This window comes from Variovorax sp. NFACC27, from assembly GCF_048301545.1.
GTDB classification, from domain to species: Bacteria; Pseudomonadota; Gammaproteobacteria; order Burkholderiales; family Burkholderiaceae_C; genus Variovorax; species Variovorax gossypii.
Map to the genome: position 1 here is coordinate 4,110,577 of NZ_CP157613.1, position 15,585 is coordinate 4,126,161.

The window sequence follows — 15,585 nt, forward strand, 5'->3', positions numbered from 1 at the left end:
GCGCATGTTTCCCGAAGAGCAATTCCGCTCACACCGGCACAAAGGATCCATCCATGACTTTTCGCAACGGCCTTGCTTCGCTTCTTCGTCCCGAAGACTCGGTACTCGTTCTCATCGACCACCAGCCCTACCAGCTCGCCAATCTGAACAGCCACGACCCGCAGGCGGTGGTGAACAACACGACCGCCTTGGCCAAGTCCGCCAAGGCCTTCGGCGTCCCCACCATCCTGACCAGCGTGATCGCGGCTCGAGGTGGTCTGATCTTCCCGCACGTCACGGACGTGTTCCCCGATCAGGAAGTGATCGACCGGACCTTCATCAACACCTGGGAGGATCGGAAGGTTGTCGATGCGGTCAAGGCAACGGGGCGCAAGCAACTGATCATCGCCGGCCTGTGGACCGAGGTCTGTGTCGCGATGCCGGCGATCCAGGCGCTGGGCGAGGGCTGGGATGTGACGGTGGTCACGGATGCGTCGGGCGGCACTTCGGTGGAGGCCCACGAGGTCGCGATCCAGCGCATGATCCGCGCGGGCGCGAACATGATGACGTGGTTGGCGGTGGTCTCGGAGTGGCAGCGTGACTGGGCCAGGACGGAACATGTCGCAGAGCTGACCGAAGTGCTCAAGCAGCACGTTGGCGGCAGCGGTATCGCGTACCTGTGGGAACAGCAGTTGCTCAACACGCCGGCGCCAGGCAACGCAGGATGATCCGAGCGGGAACGAAGGGCCGGGATGCATTGCAGGCGCCGGTCGCCGAGCGGTCGCAGGCCCTCTACCGCGAACCCGTCTGCGCCGAACCCGGCCTGAACTGAAGGCGACTTCGTCGCTGTGCGCGGCCACATCCACTGCTGAGCGGACGAACTGCTGGTGCGCACACCAGACGGTGCCTCAGATCGAATAGCCGAGGACCATCGCGATGCCGGCCTGCTTGTTCGGCCGGACAAAACTGTCGCGCGTCAGGCGCCCCATCTTGATCGTGAGCGTATCGGTCTTGAACCACTTGTCGTAAAGCGCGTTGATCTGGCCGCTCGCATACAACTGCGCGAGGCTGCGATCGACGGCCGCCAAGAGCGCGGTGTCGCCATGGCGCACCATCACCGCATAGGGTTCGACCGACAGGGCGAGGCTGCTCAAGTTCAGCTTGTCGAGCGTCCTGTCATTCGAGGCCAGGCCTTGCAACAGCGAATCATCCTGCGCAAAGGCGCGCACCTTGCCTTCTTTGAGCGCCTTGTAGGCTTCGCCGTTGTTCTCGTAGGTGATGAGCTTCGCCTCGCGCAGATCTGTACCGGCGAGTTGCTTGAAGAGCTTTTCGGATGTCGAGCCCTTGCTCAGCGCCACCGAGAGGCCATTGAGGTCCTTCACGGCCGCCACATGCAGGTCCTTGCCCGTGAGCACACGCATCCCGGCCACGAAGAAGGTGTAGCTGAAGTCGACCTTCTCCTGGCGAGCCACGGTGTTGGTCGTCGAGCCGCACTCCAGGTCGATGTCGCCGGCGAGCAGCTTCGGGATGCGTTCCGGCCCGGTCACGAGCTTGTACTGGATCTTGATGTCGGGCAGCTTGAGTTCGCGCTTGATCTCTTCGACGGCATTCAGGCACAAGTCGATCGAATAGCCAGCAGGCTGCTTTTGTGCATTGACGAACGAAAAGGGTGGCACGGCCTCGCGCACACCGAGCACGATCGTGCGCGTTTCACGAATCTTGCTCATCGTGTCGCCAGCAGCCTGTGCCGGCGACGCTGCCAGCGCGACAACGAGCGGAATCATCGTGGCACGCACCACATGCATGGGGGAAAAGTACATAGGGACTGCGAGAACCTCAACGGGTATCTATGGGCTCGGCCCGTCCAGCGGGAGGACGCTCGGCCGCGAGTGCGTGTCGAGTTCCGCCTGCATGCGTCATCGAGAAGTGCGCGGCGATTATTTGCGGACTGCGTGCTTTCTACTAGCCCTGAAGAATGGAATGCAGGTACTCATTTTTCAAAGCAATCGACGGTAGCGCGAGCGTCTCGCAGACCGTCAGGACGGGCCTGCGAGACGCTTGCCTTCATGCGTCGAAGCGCACGATGAGCTGAGTCCCCGTGTAAGTCGGCGTGACCTTGAAGCCCGGCGCATTGATGGCCGAGAAGCGGCCGGTCAGGGCGCCGCTGCTGATGACCGTGAGCGTGTCGCCTGCGCCGGGCGCGAAGCCGGGCTTGAAGCTCAGGTTCAGCGTGCCATCCAGGGCGGCCACCCCGGCCACGTTCAGCCTGCCGGCGCCGTTGCCGCCCAGATTCAGTTGCAGCGTCGTGCCCGCCAGTTGCGTGTAGGCGCCCGCCATGGTGATCGTCGAGGGCGCGTTGCAGACCAGCGTGCCGCCACCGACATAGACGTTGCCCTGGCCGAAGGCCCCAGCGGCATCCGCCTGCAGCGTGCCCGCCACGAGCTGCGTGCCGCCCGTGTAGCTGTTGCTGCCGCCGAGCGCGAGCGTGCCGCTGCCCTTCTTCGTGAGCTTGCCGGCGCCGGAGATGTTGTTGCGCCAGCTGTCCAGCGCGTTGAAGCCGCCGAGGCCGGCGTCCATGGTCACGACCACATCGCCGTTGAAGACGCCGTAGCCATCGGCTGCGTCGAACAGGTTCAGCCGGCCCCAGCCTTCGGGATCGTCCATCACCGGATAGCCCGAGGCCACGGCCGTGGTCTTGAGCACCACGCGGCGCTGCGTCGCGTCGAGGTAAGGCAGGCGCGTTTCGAGCAGCACCTCGGCTCCCTTGGGCACCACGGCGGGCTTGGTGGTGTCGCCCACCGGCTTGAAGCCGAAGGTCAGCCGGCGCAGGTAGTCGGCCTTGCTCGCGGCATGGTCCGCAAAGCGGTCGGTGGCGGTGCCTTGCGAATGGGCAAAGGCGTTGAAGGCGGCGGCATCGCCCGCGCCCACCGCGGCCGTCAGCACGCTCTGCGCCTGGGCATAGGCCGCGGCCTTGCGCGCGGCGTTGGCGCCGGTGGAAAGGCTCGCGGTCGCCACGGCCTGTCCGTGCAGGCGTCCGCCGACCACATCGAGCGGCGAATGCATGCCCGCGAGGATGCGGTTCTCGCCGAGCTCGAGGCCGCGCGCCACCATTTCCTGGAAGCGCTGCGGCACGACGTAGGCGGAGGCGATGGCGTCGCGCACGGCCTCGGCCGTGTGGCCGCTGACGAAGCCGCCGTCCGTGGCCGGAGTGCCGCTCTTGGCAGGCTCCAGCGCGGGCACCACCTTCACGCTGCTGCTCCAGCGCCAGGGCCGTGCGTACTTGTAGAAGCGCTTGGCGGGCTCGGTGGAGCCGTTCTCGCCGATGTTCTTGAGCAGGTCGACCACCGTGCCGAAGCCCGGGTTCGCGGCGCCGGCCACGCCCACGTCGTTGCCGCCGTCGTTGTAGAGCACCGTGGTGGCGTCCGCTGCGATGCCGGTGATGGTGGTGACCTGCTGCGTGGCCGTGCGCCAGGCGCTCGTGAGCGGGCCCATGCCGTCGCTGATGCTGTAGCCCTTGCCGCGGCGGTCGTCGAGATAGGCGGCCAGTTCCTGCGCACTGGTGCGTGCGTTGGTGGCGTCGACGACGTACTGGATGTTGCGGTTCAGCACATCGGTGTTGAGCATCTTTCCATCGGTGGCGTCGCCCGGGACGCCGCTCCATGTGGAGGCGACGACCGCCGGAAAGCTTCCCTGCGCGGGGGCCGACACGCCTGCGTCGACCAGCAGCGTGCTGGGCTGCCAGAAGTCGAGGAAGCCGGCGACCACGCGCACGCCGGCATTGGTTTCCTTGGTCGCGTAGCGCGCATCGCCGCGCTGGTTGGTCGCGACGTTGTCGACGAAGGGCGGCACGGCGACGGCATCGGGAACGGGCGCCGTGTCGGTGAAGCCCAGGTCCTTCGGCGGACCTGCCACGACGACGGCGGGCGGATTGGTCGCAGCCGGTGGCGTTGCGGCGATCGGGAACGAGACGCCGCTGCCGCCTCCACCACCGCAGGCCGAGAGGCACAGGGCTGCGACGAGGGTGATGGCAAAGGGACGGGCGGAGGGCAGGAGATGGGCCATGGAGAAATGAATGGAGGGAGAAGTGAAGGCTCTGCGCAGAGCGGGCGATGCCCGCGGCCCCGGCAATCTAGGGACGCAAGAAGTCATTCCCATGAACGCCGACGCACGGCGCCCCATCGTGTGGCGCCGGTGCCCCGAAAGCGGCTGAATTGACCGATCCGAGCCATCCGGTCAGCCACGCGTCAGATCAATTCCTTAATTGCCAAAAATCAATTTGCCGATTACCCGGAATATTGAGGCAATGGCCTTTGAATACGCGAATTTATGCGGCAATAAATTCACGAAAGCATCATATTCAATCCATAAAGTTTGCGCCTTCCGGATTCACCAAGCACCGGAAAAAGAATTTGATGCATTCCGAATTCAGATGCCATGACAAAACACATATCCCTCGATAGCAAGAACATAGATCTCCATCAATTGGCACGCGTCCCCGAAAACAGGCGCCGCGAATTGCTGAAGCTGATGCTGGCTGGCTCTGTCACGGGCGTGGCGGCTGCCGCGCTGCCGGGCTGCGGTGGCGGCGGCAGCAATGGCGCCGGCGTATTTCCATTTCCGGCGACAGGGACCGGCGGCACATCGCCCACGAACTCGCCTGCCAGCGCCCCGCCTGCTTCACCGGGTGCCACGCCCCAGAAAATATCCAGCTTCACGATTTCCGTGCTTCCGGATACCCAGTTCTATCCCCGCTATGCGTCGGAAAAGATGGGCGAGCTCTACCAGAAGCTTTATGCGGGAATTGATCCCAAATACGACAACCCCTTCAAGACCCAGACGCAATGGATCGCCCAGAACGCCAGCCAGCTGAAAATGCCGTTCACGATCCATCTGGGCGATATCGTCGACCAGTCCTGGTACTACAAGGCCGAGGGCTCGACGCCCTGGAGCGCCACGACCGACCTCGTGGGCAACGGCCAGATCGGCAACGGGCAGGTCACGAAGGAATGGGAGCTTGCAAGCCAGGCGATGCAGGTGCTCGAGGCCGCCAAGTGCCCCTACTCCATCTGCGCCGGCAACCATGACGTGGGCGCCATCGGCTCGGACATGCAGTGGGGACCCGACTGGGGCGTCGGCGTCACGGGCTTCGCCAACAACGACGGCTACCAGGACGGCGGCAGCCACCGCGTGGGCCTGTTCGAGCCCTACCTGCAGGTGTTTCCCGCGGACCGCGCGAAGCGGCAGGCCACCTTCGGGGGACGGCACGCATCCGGCTTTCACGAATACCACGTCTTCGAAGCCGAGGGGAACAAGTTTCTGGTGCTCTCGATGTCGTGGCGGGCGTCGGACGACGCGATCGCCTGGGCCAACCAGGTCATCCAGGCCAACAAGACGATCCCCGTCATCCTGGTCAATCACCAGCTGGTCGGCATCGGCAGCGACGGCAGGACCGCGGCGGACACGGCCTACTCGAACTACATGTGGGACAAGCTGATCAAGGACAACGACCAGATCTTCATGGCCGTCAGCGGCCACTACCACGGCTCGTGCATCGGCACGAAGAAGAACTCCCGCGGCAACGATGTCCACCTGATGGTGGTGGACTACCAGATGGCCTACATGGGCGGCAACGGCCTGATGCGCATGTTCGAGTTCGACCTGACCAACAAGAAGATCGTCGCCAGCTCGTTCTCGCCTTGGGTGCCGCTGAAGCCGGCCGCGACGCTCAACGAGTTCGACGCCGCGTGGCTGTCCGATTCGAACCAGTCGTTCACGCTGGACATGGACTTCGCACAGCGGTTTTCTGCCTTCAATCCCGGCTTCTCCGTGCCCGCGGGGTCGATGGACGGCAGCCTGACCGATGCGGCCAAGAAGCTCATCCTGACGAACTACAGCCAGCCTCCGCAGAAGGCGGCCGCGCTGCCGTCGGGCCCCGACGACTATCCGAAGGTCGACAACACGCTCGCCCATTGGCGCTTCTTCAACGCGACGGCCGCGGAGGGCGATCTCTTCCCCTATCAGCCCGGACAGCTGATCCAGGACGTCTCCGCCGGAGGCAAGAACCCCGTCTCGGTGAACACGTGGGCAGGACAATCAGGCGACCTGGTCTGGTCGAAAAGCCATCACCCGCTGTCGGCCGCGCCCGGCAGCCTGCGCTTCCTGAACGCCACGAAAACCAGGTTCACCTACTTCACCACCGACCAGGCCTCGGCACTGAACGTGGAGACCTTCCCCAAGGGCTACACCATCGAGGCGTTCGTGTACATCGACCCGGGCTTCGATGCGACGAAGAACGGCTGGATGGGCATCCTGTACCGCCTGGGGGCGCGGTCGAACCTGCCTGGCTTCGCCTCGGACGATGGCGACTGCGCGCTGATGTTCGCCTTCTCGAACCTGATGGAATTCCAGTGGGAGGTCGCTCCGGTGAACCAGGCGACCAACCTGACCTGCTGGTCGGGCGGCGTGTCGGCCGGCCAATGGCTGCACGTCGCCATCGTCAACGACCCCGCAGCTTCATATGCGACCACCATGTACGTGGAGGGTGCGCCCGTCCTGCGCAACAACACCAACATGCAGGGCATCCAGTTCGTGGCCCCCACGCAGCAGCTCGCGATCGGCTGCGGGCAGTGGGCCGGCAACATGTCGACGGGCTTCCTGGGAAGCATCGGCGAGATGCGCATCGTCGGCGTGCCCCTGACTGCCGACAAGTGGCTGACGGCGCGGGCCTCCTGATCTGACTGTCTGCTCCCCTCGGGCCAGCCTGCCGGTGGCGGACAACGACGGCAGCGGTGTGACCGACGCCTTGCAGGCCAGCTGTGGATTCCCGCGCGCGATCGACCCACACTTCCATCGAGCGTTGCTCCATTGACATGTCCTTCCTGATCATTGTTCATCAGGCAGGCTGAGCTCTGCATGCGGATCAACGCCTCACGGAAAGCTGGGGCACTTCGAGATGGAAATCAACAGGAAGGATGCCGGTCGCTGGCCCGCGGCCTTCGTCGGCGTACTCGATGTGGACTTCGGTACCGTCGCGCGCCGAAGGGTAGGTGATCAGCTTTCGGGGCCACGCGGGCCCGCGTCGCAGCCTGTGCAGTGGTGTTTGTGTCTCCATGCCCGAAGTCTTTCCGGGACCCGGACCAAGGGTAAGCACATGGCGCCTATGGCAGCCATGTTTTTCGCCTATTCATCGCCGTTTGCCGATGCGCGGCAGCGAAGCCGGCTTGCACGCGTTCATCCACCCAGTCCCTGCAGTTCACCCGCCCGGTCCAGCGACCAGATGTTGCGCAGCAGCGTGCGCGCGCGCTCGATGCCGATCACCGGCGCCGCCAGCTCCAGGAGCTTGTCCTCGAGCTCCGCGTCCGACAGCGGCAGCTCGGGGTCGCCCTTGCGGTCAGGCTGCAGCCAGACGTGGCGCTGGCCGTCGACCGTCTCGATCTCCACGCGCGCCGAACGGCGCCCGGGGAAGGCAGCATCGAGTTCGGGATCGACCGCGGTCGCGACGCGCGCCATCATGGCGCGCGTATCTGCATCCACCAGCCGCTCGGGCGTGTACGCCGAGAGCCGCACGCTGCCATGCACCAGCGCCGTGGCCACCACGAAACGCATGCTGAAGCGTGCTTCGTTCTCCGTGCGCGGGTCCTCGTAGCAGGCGATGTCCAGCGCGGGACCATAGGTGGCCACGTGAACGCGCTGGATGTCCGAGGGCCGCAGGCCATGCCGGCGCACCAGTTCGAGCGCGGCGTCGATGGCGGCGAAGGTATGGCCGCAGCCGATGTGGTTCTTGAAGGTCAGCCGCGTGATGTGGAAGTCGCGCCCCAGCGTGTCGCCCGCCTTCGACCAGTCCGGAGCGTCGCTCATGGCGCGGCCGAAGCCCGCCTCGCCCTCGAGCACATCGAGCGAGCCCGTCACGCCTTGCGCGGCCAGTTGCGCGGCGAGCACACCACCTTCGGCAGCGCGCCCCGCATGCAGAGGCTTGGACATCGAATCCATGCGGAAAGCCTGCTGCAGCCCCGCCGCGAAGGTGGCGGCCGTGGCCAGCGCATGGGCGAAGGACGCGCCGTGCAGCCCCAGCAGGCCGGCAGCCGAAGCGGCCGCGCCCAAGGTGCCCACGGTGCCGGTGTTGTGCCAATGGCGATAGTGCGCCCGCCCCATCGCCACGCCAATGCGGGTCGAGACCTCGTAGCCGAGCACCACGCCCCGCAGGAATTCAAGGCCGCTGGCGCCTCGATCCTGCGCGATGGCCAGCGCGGCCGCCACCGTGGCCGCGCCGGGGTGGTACATGGCATCGCGGAAACTGTCGTCCACCTCGGCTGCGTGGGCGGCGGTGCCGTTGAGCAGGGCGGCCGCGCGAGGTGTCGCGAGGCGGCCGTCGGGCAGGCGGGCGCGCCCACGGCCGATGTCGTCGGCAAGCAGCGCGCGAAGCTGCGGCATGGGCGCCACTTCCAGGCCGGGGAACAGCGCGGCATGCCAGTCGATCACCGCGCGCTTGGCGTGATGCAGCACCTCGTCGTCCAGCCGGGCCTGGCGGAATTCGGTGGCGTAGCGGGCGAATACTTCGGTGACGTACACGGGATGTCCGATCGGTTCGAGAAGAAGAGAAAAGGAAGAGGGGAAAGTAGCGGCGCACGCTGCCGGCCTGCCGCTCAGGCCAGCACGACCACGCCGTCGGCGGCGCGCACGCCCTGCCCCTGCGGCAGCACGAAGACGGGATTGATCTCGGCCTCGACCAGGCGCTCGCCAAGCTGCGCCGCCATCCCCGAGAAGGCGACGATCGCATCGACCAACGCCTCGACGTCGGCCTTCGGCCTGCCCCGAAAGCCATCCAGCAGCGGCCAGGTCTTGAGGTCGTGCGCCATCGACAGCGCCTCGGCGCGGCCCAGCGGCTTCAGCCCCTGCGCGTCCTGCGGCAGCAGCCGCATGGTGGTGTCCTTGAAAAGCTCCGCCGTCACGCCGCCCATGCCCAACAGAATGGCGGTGCCCAGCGCATCGCGGTGCATGCCCAGGATCAGCTCCGTGCCGCCCGACACCATTTCCTGCACGAGGAAGCGCTGCGGATGCACGCCGGTGCGGGCCTTCACCTCGGCCGCCATGCGGCCGATGCGCTCGCCGATGGTGTCGCCGGTCAGCCCGACCGCGACGCCGCCCACGTCGCTCTTGTGCGTGATCTCCGACGACAGGATCTTGAGCACGACGCGCCCGCCCAGCTCGCGCGCGGCGGCTTGCGCCTCGGCGGGCGAAGCGATCACGCGTTCCGCGGCGCACGGTACGCCGAAGCGCGAGAACAATTGCTTGGCCTGCGCCTCGTCGAGCGAACCCAAGAGCAGCTCACCGGCCTCCACCGGCGGCAGGGCCGCGACGTCTTCCATGGACGCCACGAAGCGCTGCACGCGCAGCATGCCCGCCAGAGCGGCGGTGCAGCTCTCGGCGGCGGTGAATGCCGGCACGCCGCGCCGCGTGAGCAGTGCGCCCACTTCGGGCGCATGCGGGCTCACGTAGGCCATCACCGGCTTGTCGGAGTTCGGCAGGCACTCCTGGATGGCGCCGGCCAGCAGTTCGGGCATGGCCAGGCTGGAGGAGCCGACGATGATCACCAGCGCGTCGTAGCTCGGGCTCGACAGCAGCGCATCGATGGCGCCGCGCAGCAGGTCGGGTCGCAGGCCGGCGAGCGTCACGTCGATGGGGTTGCGGTCCAGCACGGCCTCGCTGCCGGTCTGCAGCGCGCGCAGCGTATCGGCGGTGGCAACGTCGGGCGCGGGCGTGTCGAAACCCGCCACGCCCAGGTCGTCCGACACCAGCGTGCCGGCGCCGCCGGTGGAAGTAAGGATGGCGACGCGCCTGCCGCGCAGCTTGCGGCCCGTGCACAGCGCAGCCGGAATATCCAGCAGGTCGGAAAAGCTCTGCGCCCTGATCACGCCGACCTGCCTGAACAGCGCGTCGTACATGCTGTCGGCGCCCGCCATCGCGCCGGTGTGCGACACGGCGGCCTTGGCGCCCGCTTCCGAGCGACCGATCTTGAAGGCCACCACCGGCTTGCCGAGTCGCGCGGCCTTCAGGCATGCGGCGCGGAACCTGCCGGGGTCGCGCACGGTTTCGACATAGAGCGCGATCACCTTCGTGGCCGGATCCTCGGCCAGGTGGTCGATGAAATCGGCCAGTTCGAGGTCGACTTCGTTGCTCGTGGAGATCAGCTTCGACAGGCCGATGCCGCGCGCCGCGGCACGCGACAGCAGCGAGCCCAGGATGCCTCCGCTTTGCGAAACCACGCCGATGCCGCCGGCCTGGAACTCGTCCATCTCCAGCGCACCGGACGGCGACAGGACGATGTTGTCCGTGAGGTTGACGAGCCCGATGGTATTGGGCCCCAGGATGCGCATCGGCCCCGCCGCCTCGACCAGCTGCTGCTGGCGCCGCGCGCCCTCCTCGCCGGTCTCGGTGTAGCCGCTGGCCAGCACGATGGCCGCGGCGCAGCCGCGCTGCGATAACTCCTTCACCGCCAGGTGCGCGCGCTCGGCGCCGAGCAGCACGACGGCGACGTCCGGCACTTCCGGCAGCGACGCGATGTCGGGATAGCACGGCAGCTCGCCGATGCGCTCGACCTTGGGGTTCACCGGCATGATCCGCCCCGCGAAGCCGTGCTTCTGCAGGTAGGCCACGGGCCGGCCCGTGGTCTTCTTGGGATCGGCCGAGGCGCCGATGACGGCGACGCTGCGCGGGGAAAGCAGTTTGGCGATGGCTTCGTTCATGGCCTCACTCCTTCGAAGCCGTCCTGGCCAGGAAGGCCTCGACCGACGCGCGGTGCTCGCTGCTGGTGTAGCAGATGCCCTGCGCCTGGCTGCCCTGCGCGAACACGTCGTGCGAGGAGAGCTCGAAGCTCTGGTTCAGGATGGTCTTCGTCAGCGCCAGCGCGGTGGAGGACGCGGACGACAGTTCGCGCGCCCATGCCTGCGCGTCGGCCAGCAGGGTCTCGCCGCTGGTCTTGCGATCGACGATGCCCAGCGCGAGGGCTTCGTCCACCTTCACCTGCCGGCCGGTGAAAATCAGTTCCTTCGCCTTGGGCAGGCCCACGCGGCGCGGCAGGAAGTACATGCCGCCGCCATCGGGAATGATGCCGCGCAGCACATAGCTCCAGGCGAAGCTGGCCCACTCGCTGGCAATGACGAAGTCGCAGGCCATCGCGGTGTCCGCCCCAAGCCCGGAAGCAGCGCCGTTGACTGCCGCGATCACCGGCTTGGGCATGGTGTGGAGCAGTGCCTGCACATGGTGCACGCGCTGCTGGCGATGCCAGCCGTTGAAACCAACCTCGCCCGCCGGCGCGTTCATGCGCTTCTGCATCCCGCTGATGTCGCCGCCGGCGCAGAAGCCCTTGCCCGCGCCGGTCAGCACCATCGCCCGGATGGCCTTGTCGGCGGTCACGCGCTCCAGCACGTCGATGAATTCGGTGCGCATGTCGTCGCTCATGGCGTTGCGCTTGTCCGGGCGGTTGAATGTCACGGTCGCGATGGCGTCCGTCACCTGGAAGTCGATGAGGGTGTAGGTCATTTGCTGTTTTCCTGGGCTGGCCGAGTCAGCCGTTCAATCGGGCTTGATGCCGTTTTCCTTGATGACGCGCGCCCACCGCTCTTCCTCGGTTCGCACGTAGCTGTCGAGTTCCGCCGGCGCTCCGGCATTGATCGCAAGACCTTCGTGCTCGATCTTCCGCACGAAGTCGGGTGCGCGGGCGGCCTTGCGGCCGGCTGCGTTGAGGCGCTCGATGACCGCGGGCGGCGTACCGGCCGGCACGTACAGGCCGTACCAGCTCTCCACCAGGTAGCCAGGCACGCTGGCGGCGATGGCCGGAACGCCCTTGAATGCCGGCGACGGCTCGGCCGTGGTCACGCCCAGCGCGCGCAGCTTGCCGGTGTCGACGAAGGTGGACACCGCCGCCGCGGTGGCGAACATCATGTCGACCTGCCCGCCCAGCAGATCGGTCAGTGCGGGACCCGCGCCCCGGTAGGGAATGTGCGAGAGCTTGACCTTCGCGAGGTTGGCGAACATCTCGCCGGCCAGGTGGGCGGAGGTGCCAGCGCCCTGCGATGCGAAGGTCAGCTTGCCGGGATTGGCCTTCGCGGCGGCGAGCAGGTCGGCCACGGACTTGTAGGGGCTGTCGGGGCGCACCACCAGCACGTTGGGTCCGCGACCGATGAGGAGGACGGGCGCGAAGGCATTGTTGCTGCCATAGGGAAGCCTGGGCTGCAGCGCCGGGTTGACGGCATGGGCGAACGAGGCGACCACGACGCTGTAGCCGTCAGGCGCACTCTTGGCCACGTTGTCCGTACCGATCAGCGTTCCGGCGCCCGGCTTGTTGTCGACGATCACGGGCTGGCCGAGATCCTTGGACATCTCCGCACCCAGCGTCCGGGCGATCAGGTCGGTTCCTCCGCCCGGCGCGAAGGGCACGACCATGCGGATGGGCTTGTCCGGATAGGCGAATGCCACGCCGAACGCGGCGAGGCCGAGGAAAAGAAAGAAAAGCGCGCGCAGTCGGCGCAAGCCATAGGCAACCATGATCTGATGTCTCCAGAGCCAAGCAATGAATCCCTTGTGGTCGCGAGCGTTCTTGGCTACGCCGCGGGTGGGTTCATGAACTTTAGGAGGAAGTGATTCATTCAGGGCAGCCCAATTCCACTGGTTGGAATTATCCTAAGATGGCCCACGCCGGAAAGAGCTCGCTCGGCTCGGAACCATGTGATCAAGGAGAGCGGGGCATGAGCCGGCCTCGCAAAGCCGCTGCATCTCACGACATGACTGACCAAGCTCGCCATTTCCTCGACCAAAAGCCCGGTCGATCACCCACGAACCGCTCGCTGGAACGGGGAATAGAGATCCTTCGCGCATTCCGTCCCGGCTCCGAGTTGCTGGGCAATGGCGAACTGGCCGAGCGCACCGGCCTGTCCAAGGCCACGGTGAGCAGGCTCACGCAAACGCTGGTGGGCAGCGGCATGCTGCAACTCGACAAAGCCGAACGGGCCTACCGGTTGGCGCCAGCGGTCCTGAGCCTTTCTCATGCGATGCGGACCGCGTCGCGCGTCTTGCAGGCAGCGGCCCCGCTCATGCTGGAGTTGGCCAGGCATCGCCATATCAACGTAGGACTGGCCGCGCCCGACAGGGAGGAAATGGTTTACCTGGAATCCATTCGCTATGCCAAGCGTGCGGCGCTGCGCCACGTGGTCTCCGGCCAACGCGTGCCGATGGAACTGACTTCGCTCGGACGCGCATACCTGGCTGTGCTCGCGCCGCAGCACAGGGCCCAGCTCATGCGGCTTCTTTCACAACGCCGCGTGCGCTGGAAGCAAATCGAGACCGAGATCGGGCAAGCGTGCGCCGATGTGCGCACCAAAGGCTTTTGCGCCGCGGCCTGGCAACCCGAGGTCGTCGCGCTGGCCACGCCGCTGCAGGTGGAAGGCACCATCTACGTACTGAACGTCAGCCTTTCGACCCGGGAGTCGATTGCTGCGATCGCGCAGGACCTGGGACCGGCGCTTCTCGGCTTGGCGCAAGCCGTCCGTCATGAACTGCTTCTGCAGGAGCCGAGGTCCGGTTGAGTCATCCGATGGCCTGCCGATTCCTCAACCACGCGCGTCGGGATGTTCGTGGCGGCTGACCGCCTACTGACAAATCAATCCGCGCGTCCGGCCTACCTTCGACGTGAAACAGACGCCGAAGATGTTCGATCCCGAGGTAGACAGGCCAGAGCATGACCCGGTCACGTCCGCGTTGCGCATCGGGGACGGTCTTTTCGTTGGCCCGGAACGCCCATCAACTCGCGCAGCAAAGGTCGACATTGCCGTCTTTTGAGCGCGCGAGACTTCCCCCGGGGCGAAATGTCGTTGAGCGTTTCGCTTTCGTCGTGGTGACAAGCTACGTCGGGATTCGCCCCGGCCAGGTGCAGACACGGCCGTCGGGACGAGGTCTGAGGCATCCGGTGCTAACCAGCGCCGAAGCGCATCTATGCGCCTCGGCGCTGATGCCGCTCAGGCCACTTCGACGTTGATCCGCCTCGGCTTCGCGTGCTCGGCCTTGGGTATCCGCAGCTTGAGCACACCTTGCACCAGTTCAGCGGCCACCTTCTCGGTGTCCAGTTCCTTGCTGAGCGTGAAGACGCGCTGGAAACGCCCGAGCCCGACCTCGGTGTGGCTGGTCTTCAGGCCATCGGGCACGGTCAGGCTCGACTCCGCTTCGATGGTCAGGGTCTCCGCTTCCACATGCAGGCTCAGGTTCTCGCGCGAGACGCCCGGAAGGTCGGCATAGAGGGTGATACCGCCCGCGTCCTCGACCACGTCGACGGGAGGCGTGAGTGCGGCGTTGCCGTAGCGCGACGCCTTCTGCCGGGGATCGGTGCTGGCCGGAGCACCGGAAGAACGAGTCTGGATGTCGTTGTTCATGGTGTTCATCTCCTTGATTTCACTGGACGGTGATGCGTCGCGGCTGCGCCGACGCGCGGCGGCGAACGGTGATGTGCAGTACGCCGTCGCGCAGCTTGGCGTCGACCGCTTCGGGGTCTGCGTCGTCGGGCAGCGTGAGCATGCGGCGGAACGCTCCCTCGAAGCGCTCGTTGATGTGCACGGCTGCCTTCGCGTCCGCCCCGGGCAGCACGCTCTTGCGCTCGCCGGCGATCGTCAGCAGACCGCGCTCGAGGTGGACCTCCAGGGTGGCCGGGTCGACGCCAGGCGCAAAGGCATAGATTTCCACAGCCTGAGCAGTCGCGCCGACATTCAGTGCCGGGAAACCGTTGCTGCCGAAGCCCCGGATGGTGGGGGCCAGGTCGAACGCCTGCTGCATGTCCCGCTGCAGGCGATCCATTTCCGCGAGCATGTCGCGCGGGAAGAAAGATCGGTACATGGCTAAGCCTCCAAATATCTGGAACGAATACGACCTGAAAACGGACCGAGGTCCTTAATGGGGCAGATGTTGCGAACTGCTCGACTGTGGAGGCCCGCTCGCGTAGGAGCGAGCCCGTGCCGTGAAGCGCGGCGAGCGGTATCGCCAGCGCGGAGGTCGCGATTCCGGATAGTTGAATTTCGCCAGTTCCTCACGCCCCTTCTGGGTGATGGCCAGCACTTGCGCGGCCGAGGCGGAACCGGACATGGACAGCGGATCCGAGGGCGATGGCACCAGGGCTACGACAAGCCCGGCGGCCCGAAGTATCCGGACCTGATCAATGTCCCCGCTGCGATAGAACGTGACAGGTAGGCGAGAGCCGGCGATTTGCTTGAGCAAGTTCATGGTCATTGCAGTACCTCCTTTTCGGTCGACCAGTTTCCGACGGAGGAGAAGATAGGCGATGCTTCGCCGATTTCAAGATGGAAATTTTTCTATCGGGTTGAAGCACTGATAGTGCTGATCACCCTTTCTCCCTGGCGGCGCCGTTAGGTTGGCTACGGCGTGGGAGAAAAAGGCCGACTTCGGGCGGTTTTTTCATGACGAAGGCTCCGTGAGAGCGACTCGCGCATGCTGAGCGCAGGGGTCGTTCGTCACTTGTTCAACGCGCCAGCTCCGACCCGAGCTTCTCACGTTGCTTGCGCGACTGCGCAGACTCGCAGCACGGCAACCCCTTTGAGGCAGCTCATT

Annotated in this window: 13 protein-coding genes; 3 read left to right on the forward strand and 10 right to left on the reverse strand. The window is 66.0% G+C overall.

The genetic code is table 11. The features are described from left to right. The first annotated feature begins 53 nt into the window (after window positions 1-53). Window positions 54-707: a hydrolase gene (locus ABL840_RS19215; protein WP_093206267.1), complete on the forward strand. Its 654-nt coding sequence runs from the start codon at window positions 54-56 to the stop codon at window positions 705-707. A gap of 180 nt (window positions 708-887) precedes the next feature. On the opposite strand, the gene ABL840_RS19220 is transcribed toward ABL840_RS19215, so the two are convergent. The 3 genes from ABL840_RS19220 to ABL840_RS19230 form a co-directional block, all read right to left on the reverse strand. Further along, window positions 888-1,784 (reverse strand): amino acid ABC transporter substrate-binding protein, encoded by an 897-nt coding sequence (locus tag ABL840_RS19220; protein ID WP_093307629.1) that lies wholly within the window; start codon window positions 1,782-1,784, stop codon window positions 888-890. 259 nt (window positions 1,785-2,043) lie between these two features. Beyond that, window positions 2,044-4,041, reverse strand: coding sequence for a phosphatase PAP2 family protein (locus tag ABL840_RS19225; protein ID WP_093307592.1), 1,998 nt, complete (start codon window positions 4,039-4,041; stop codon window positions 2,044-2,046). 416 nt (window positions 4,042-4,457) lie between these two features. Then, window positions 4,458-4,694 (reverse strand): hypothetical protein, encoded by a 237-nt coding sequence (locus tag ABL840_RS19230; RefSeq protein ID WP_418116338.1) that lies wholly within the window; start codon window positions 4,692-4,694, stop codon window positions 4,458-4,460. 7 nt (window positions 4,695-4,701) lie between these two features. Here ABL840_RS19230 and ABL840_RS19235 point away from each other — a divergent pair, with 7 nt between their 5' ends. Then, window positions 4,702-6,711, forward strand: coding sequence for a LamG-like jellyroll fold domain-containing protein (locus ABL840_RS19235; protein ID WP_418116339.1), 2,010 nt, complete (start codon window positions 4,702-4,704; stop codon window positions 6,709-6,711). Window positions 6,712-7,209: 498 nt separating this feature from the next. Here the strand turns inward: ABL840_RS19235 and ABL840_RS19240 are convergent, their stop codons facing one another. The 4 genes from ABL840_RS19240 to ABL840_RS19255 form a co-directional block, all read right to left on the reverse strand. Continuing rightward, window positions 7,210-8,547 (reverse strand): MmgE/PrpD family protein, encoded by a 1,338-nt coding sequence (locus ABL840_RS19240; protein WP_093307588.1) that lies wholly within the window; start codon window positions 8,545-8,547, stop codon window positions 7,210-7,212. Between the two features lie 74 nt (window positions 8,548-8,621). Beyond that, complete coding sequence (locus ABL840_RS19245) at window positions 8,622-10,721, reverse strand: acetate--CoA ligase family protein (RefSeq protein WP_093307587.1); 2,100 nt, start codon at window positions 10,719-10,721, stop codon at window positions 8,622-8,624. 4 nt (window positions 10,722-10,725) lie between these two features. Next, window positions 10,726-11,517: an enoyl-CoA hydratase/isomerase family protein gene (locus tag ABL840_RS19250; RefSeq protein WP_093307585.1), complete on the reverse strand. Its 792-nt coding sequence runs from the start codon at window positions 11,515-11,517 to the stop codon at window positions 10,726-10,728. Window positions 11,518-11,550: 33 nt separating this feature from the next. Next, window positions 11,551-12,522, reverse strand: a complete 972-nt coding sequence (locus ABL840_RS19255) for a tripartite tricarboxylate transporter substrate binding protein (protein WP_093307584.1) — start codon at window positions 12,520-12,522, stop codon at window positions 11,551-11,553. 236 nt (window positions 12,523-12,758) lie between these two features. Here ABL840_RS19255 and ABL840_RS19260 point away from each other — a divergent pair, with 236 nt between their 5' ends. Further along, window positions 12,759-13,559 carry an IclR family transcriptional regulator gene (locus ABL840_RS19260; protein WP_093206261.1) on the forward strand — a complete coding sequence of 267 codons (801 nt, stop codon included), beginning with the start codon at window positions 12,759-12,761 and terminating at the stop codon, window positions 13,557-13,559. Window positions 13,560-13,988: 429 nt separating this feature from the next. Here the strand turns inward: ABL840_RS19260 and ABL840_RS19265 are convergent, their stop codons facing one another. From ABL840_RS19265 to ABL840_RS19275, 3 genes are read right to left on the reverse strand one after another with little or no spacing between them, the layout of a single operon-like run. Continuing rightward, complete coding sequence (locus ABL840_RS19265; RefSeq protein ID WP_093206287.1) at window positions 13,989-14,399, reverse strand: Hsp20/alpha crystallin family protein; 411 nt, start codon at window positions 14,397-14,399, stop codon at window positions 13,989-13,991. A 19-nt stretch (window positions 14,400-14,418) separates the two neighbouring features. After that, window positions 14,419-14,856 (reverse strand): Hsp20/alpha crystallin family protein, encoded by a 438-nt coding sequence (locus ABL840_RS19270; RefSeq protein WP_093206260.1) that lies wholly within the window; start codon window positions 14,854-14,856, stop codon window positions 14,419-14,421. Window positions 14,857-14,910: 54 nt separating this feature from the next. Then, the gene (locus ABL840_RS19275) at window positions 14,911-15,246 is read right to left on the reverse strand and encodes a hypothetical protein (RefSeq protein ID WP_093206259.1); all 336 of its coding nucleotides are present in this window, start codon (window positions 15,244-15,246) and stop codon (window positions 14,911-14,913) included. Between the last annotated feature and the right edge of the window lie 339 nt (window positions 15,247-15,585).

Excerpts from the sequence above, each read along its gene's own strand:
- ABL840_RS19215 (WP_093206267.1), top strand. The coding sequence starts at position 54 with ATGACTTTTCGCAACGGCCTTGCTTCGCTTCTTCGTCCCGAAGACTCG.
- ABL840_RS19220 (WP_093307629.1), bottom strand. The coding sequence starts at position 1,784 with ATGCATGTGGTGCGTGCCACGATGATTCCGCTCGTTGTCGCGCTGGCA.
- ABL840_RS19225 (WP_093307592.1), bottom strand. The coding sequence starts at position 4,041 with ATGGCCCATCTCCTGCCCTCCGCCCGTCCCTTTGCCATCACCCTCGTC.
- ABL840_RS19245 (WP_093307587.1), bottom strand. The coding sequence starts at position 10,721 with ATGAACGAAGCCATCGCCAAACTGCTTTCCCCGCGCAGCGTCGCCGTC.
- ABL840_RS19250 (WP_093307585.1), bottom strand. The coding sequence starts at position 11,517 with ATGACCTACACCCTCATCGACTTCCAGGTGACGGACGCCATCGCGACC.
- ABL840_RS19255 (WP_093307584.1), bottom strand. The coding sequence starts at position 12,522 with ATGGTTGCCTATGGCTTGCGCCGACTGCGCGCGCTTTTCTTTCTTTTC.
- ABL840_RS19260 (WP_093206261.1), top strand. The coding sequence starts at position 12,759 with ATGACTGACCAAGCTCGCCATTTCCTCGACCAAAAGCCCGGTCGATCA.
- ABL840_RS19265 (WP_093206287.1), bottom strand. The coding sequence starts at position 14,399 with ATGAACAACGACATCCAGACTCGTTCTTCCGGTGCTCCGGCCAGCACC.
- ABL840_RS19270 (WP_093206260.1), bottom strand. The coding sequence starts at position 14,856 with ATGTACCGATCTTTCTTCCCGCGCGACATGCTCGCGGAAATGGATCGC.
- ABL840_RS19275 (WP_093206259.1), bottom strand. The coding sequence starts at position 15,246 with ATGACCATGAACTTGCTCAAGCAAATCGCCGGCTCTCGCCTACCTGTC.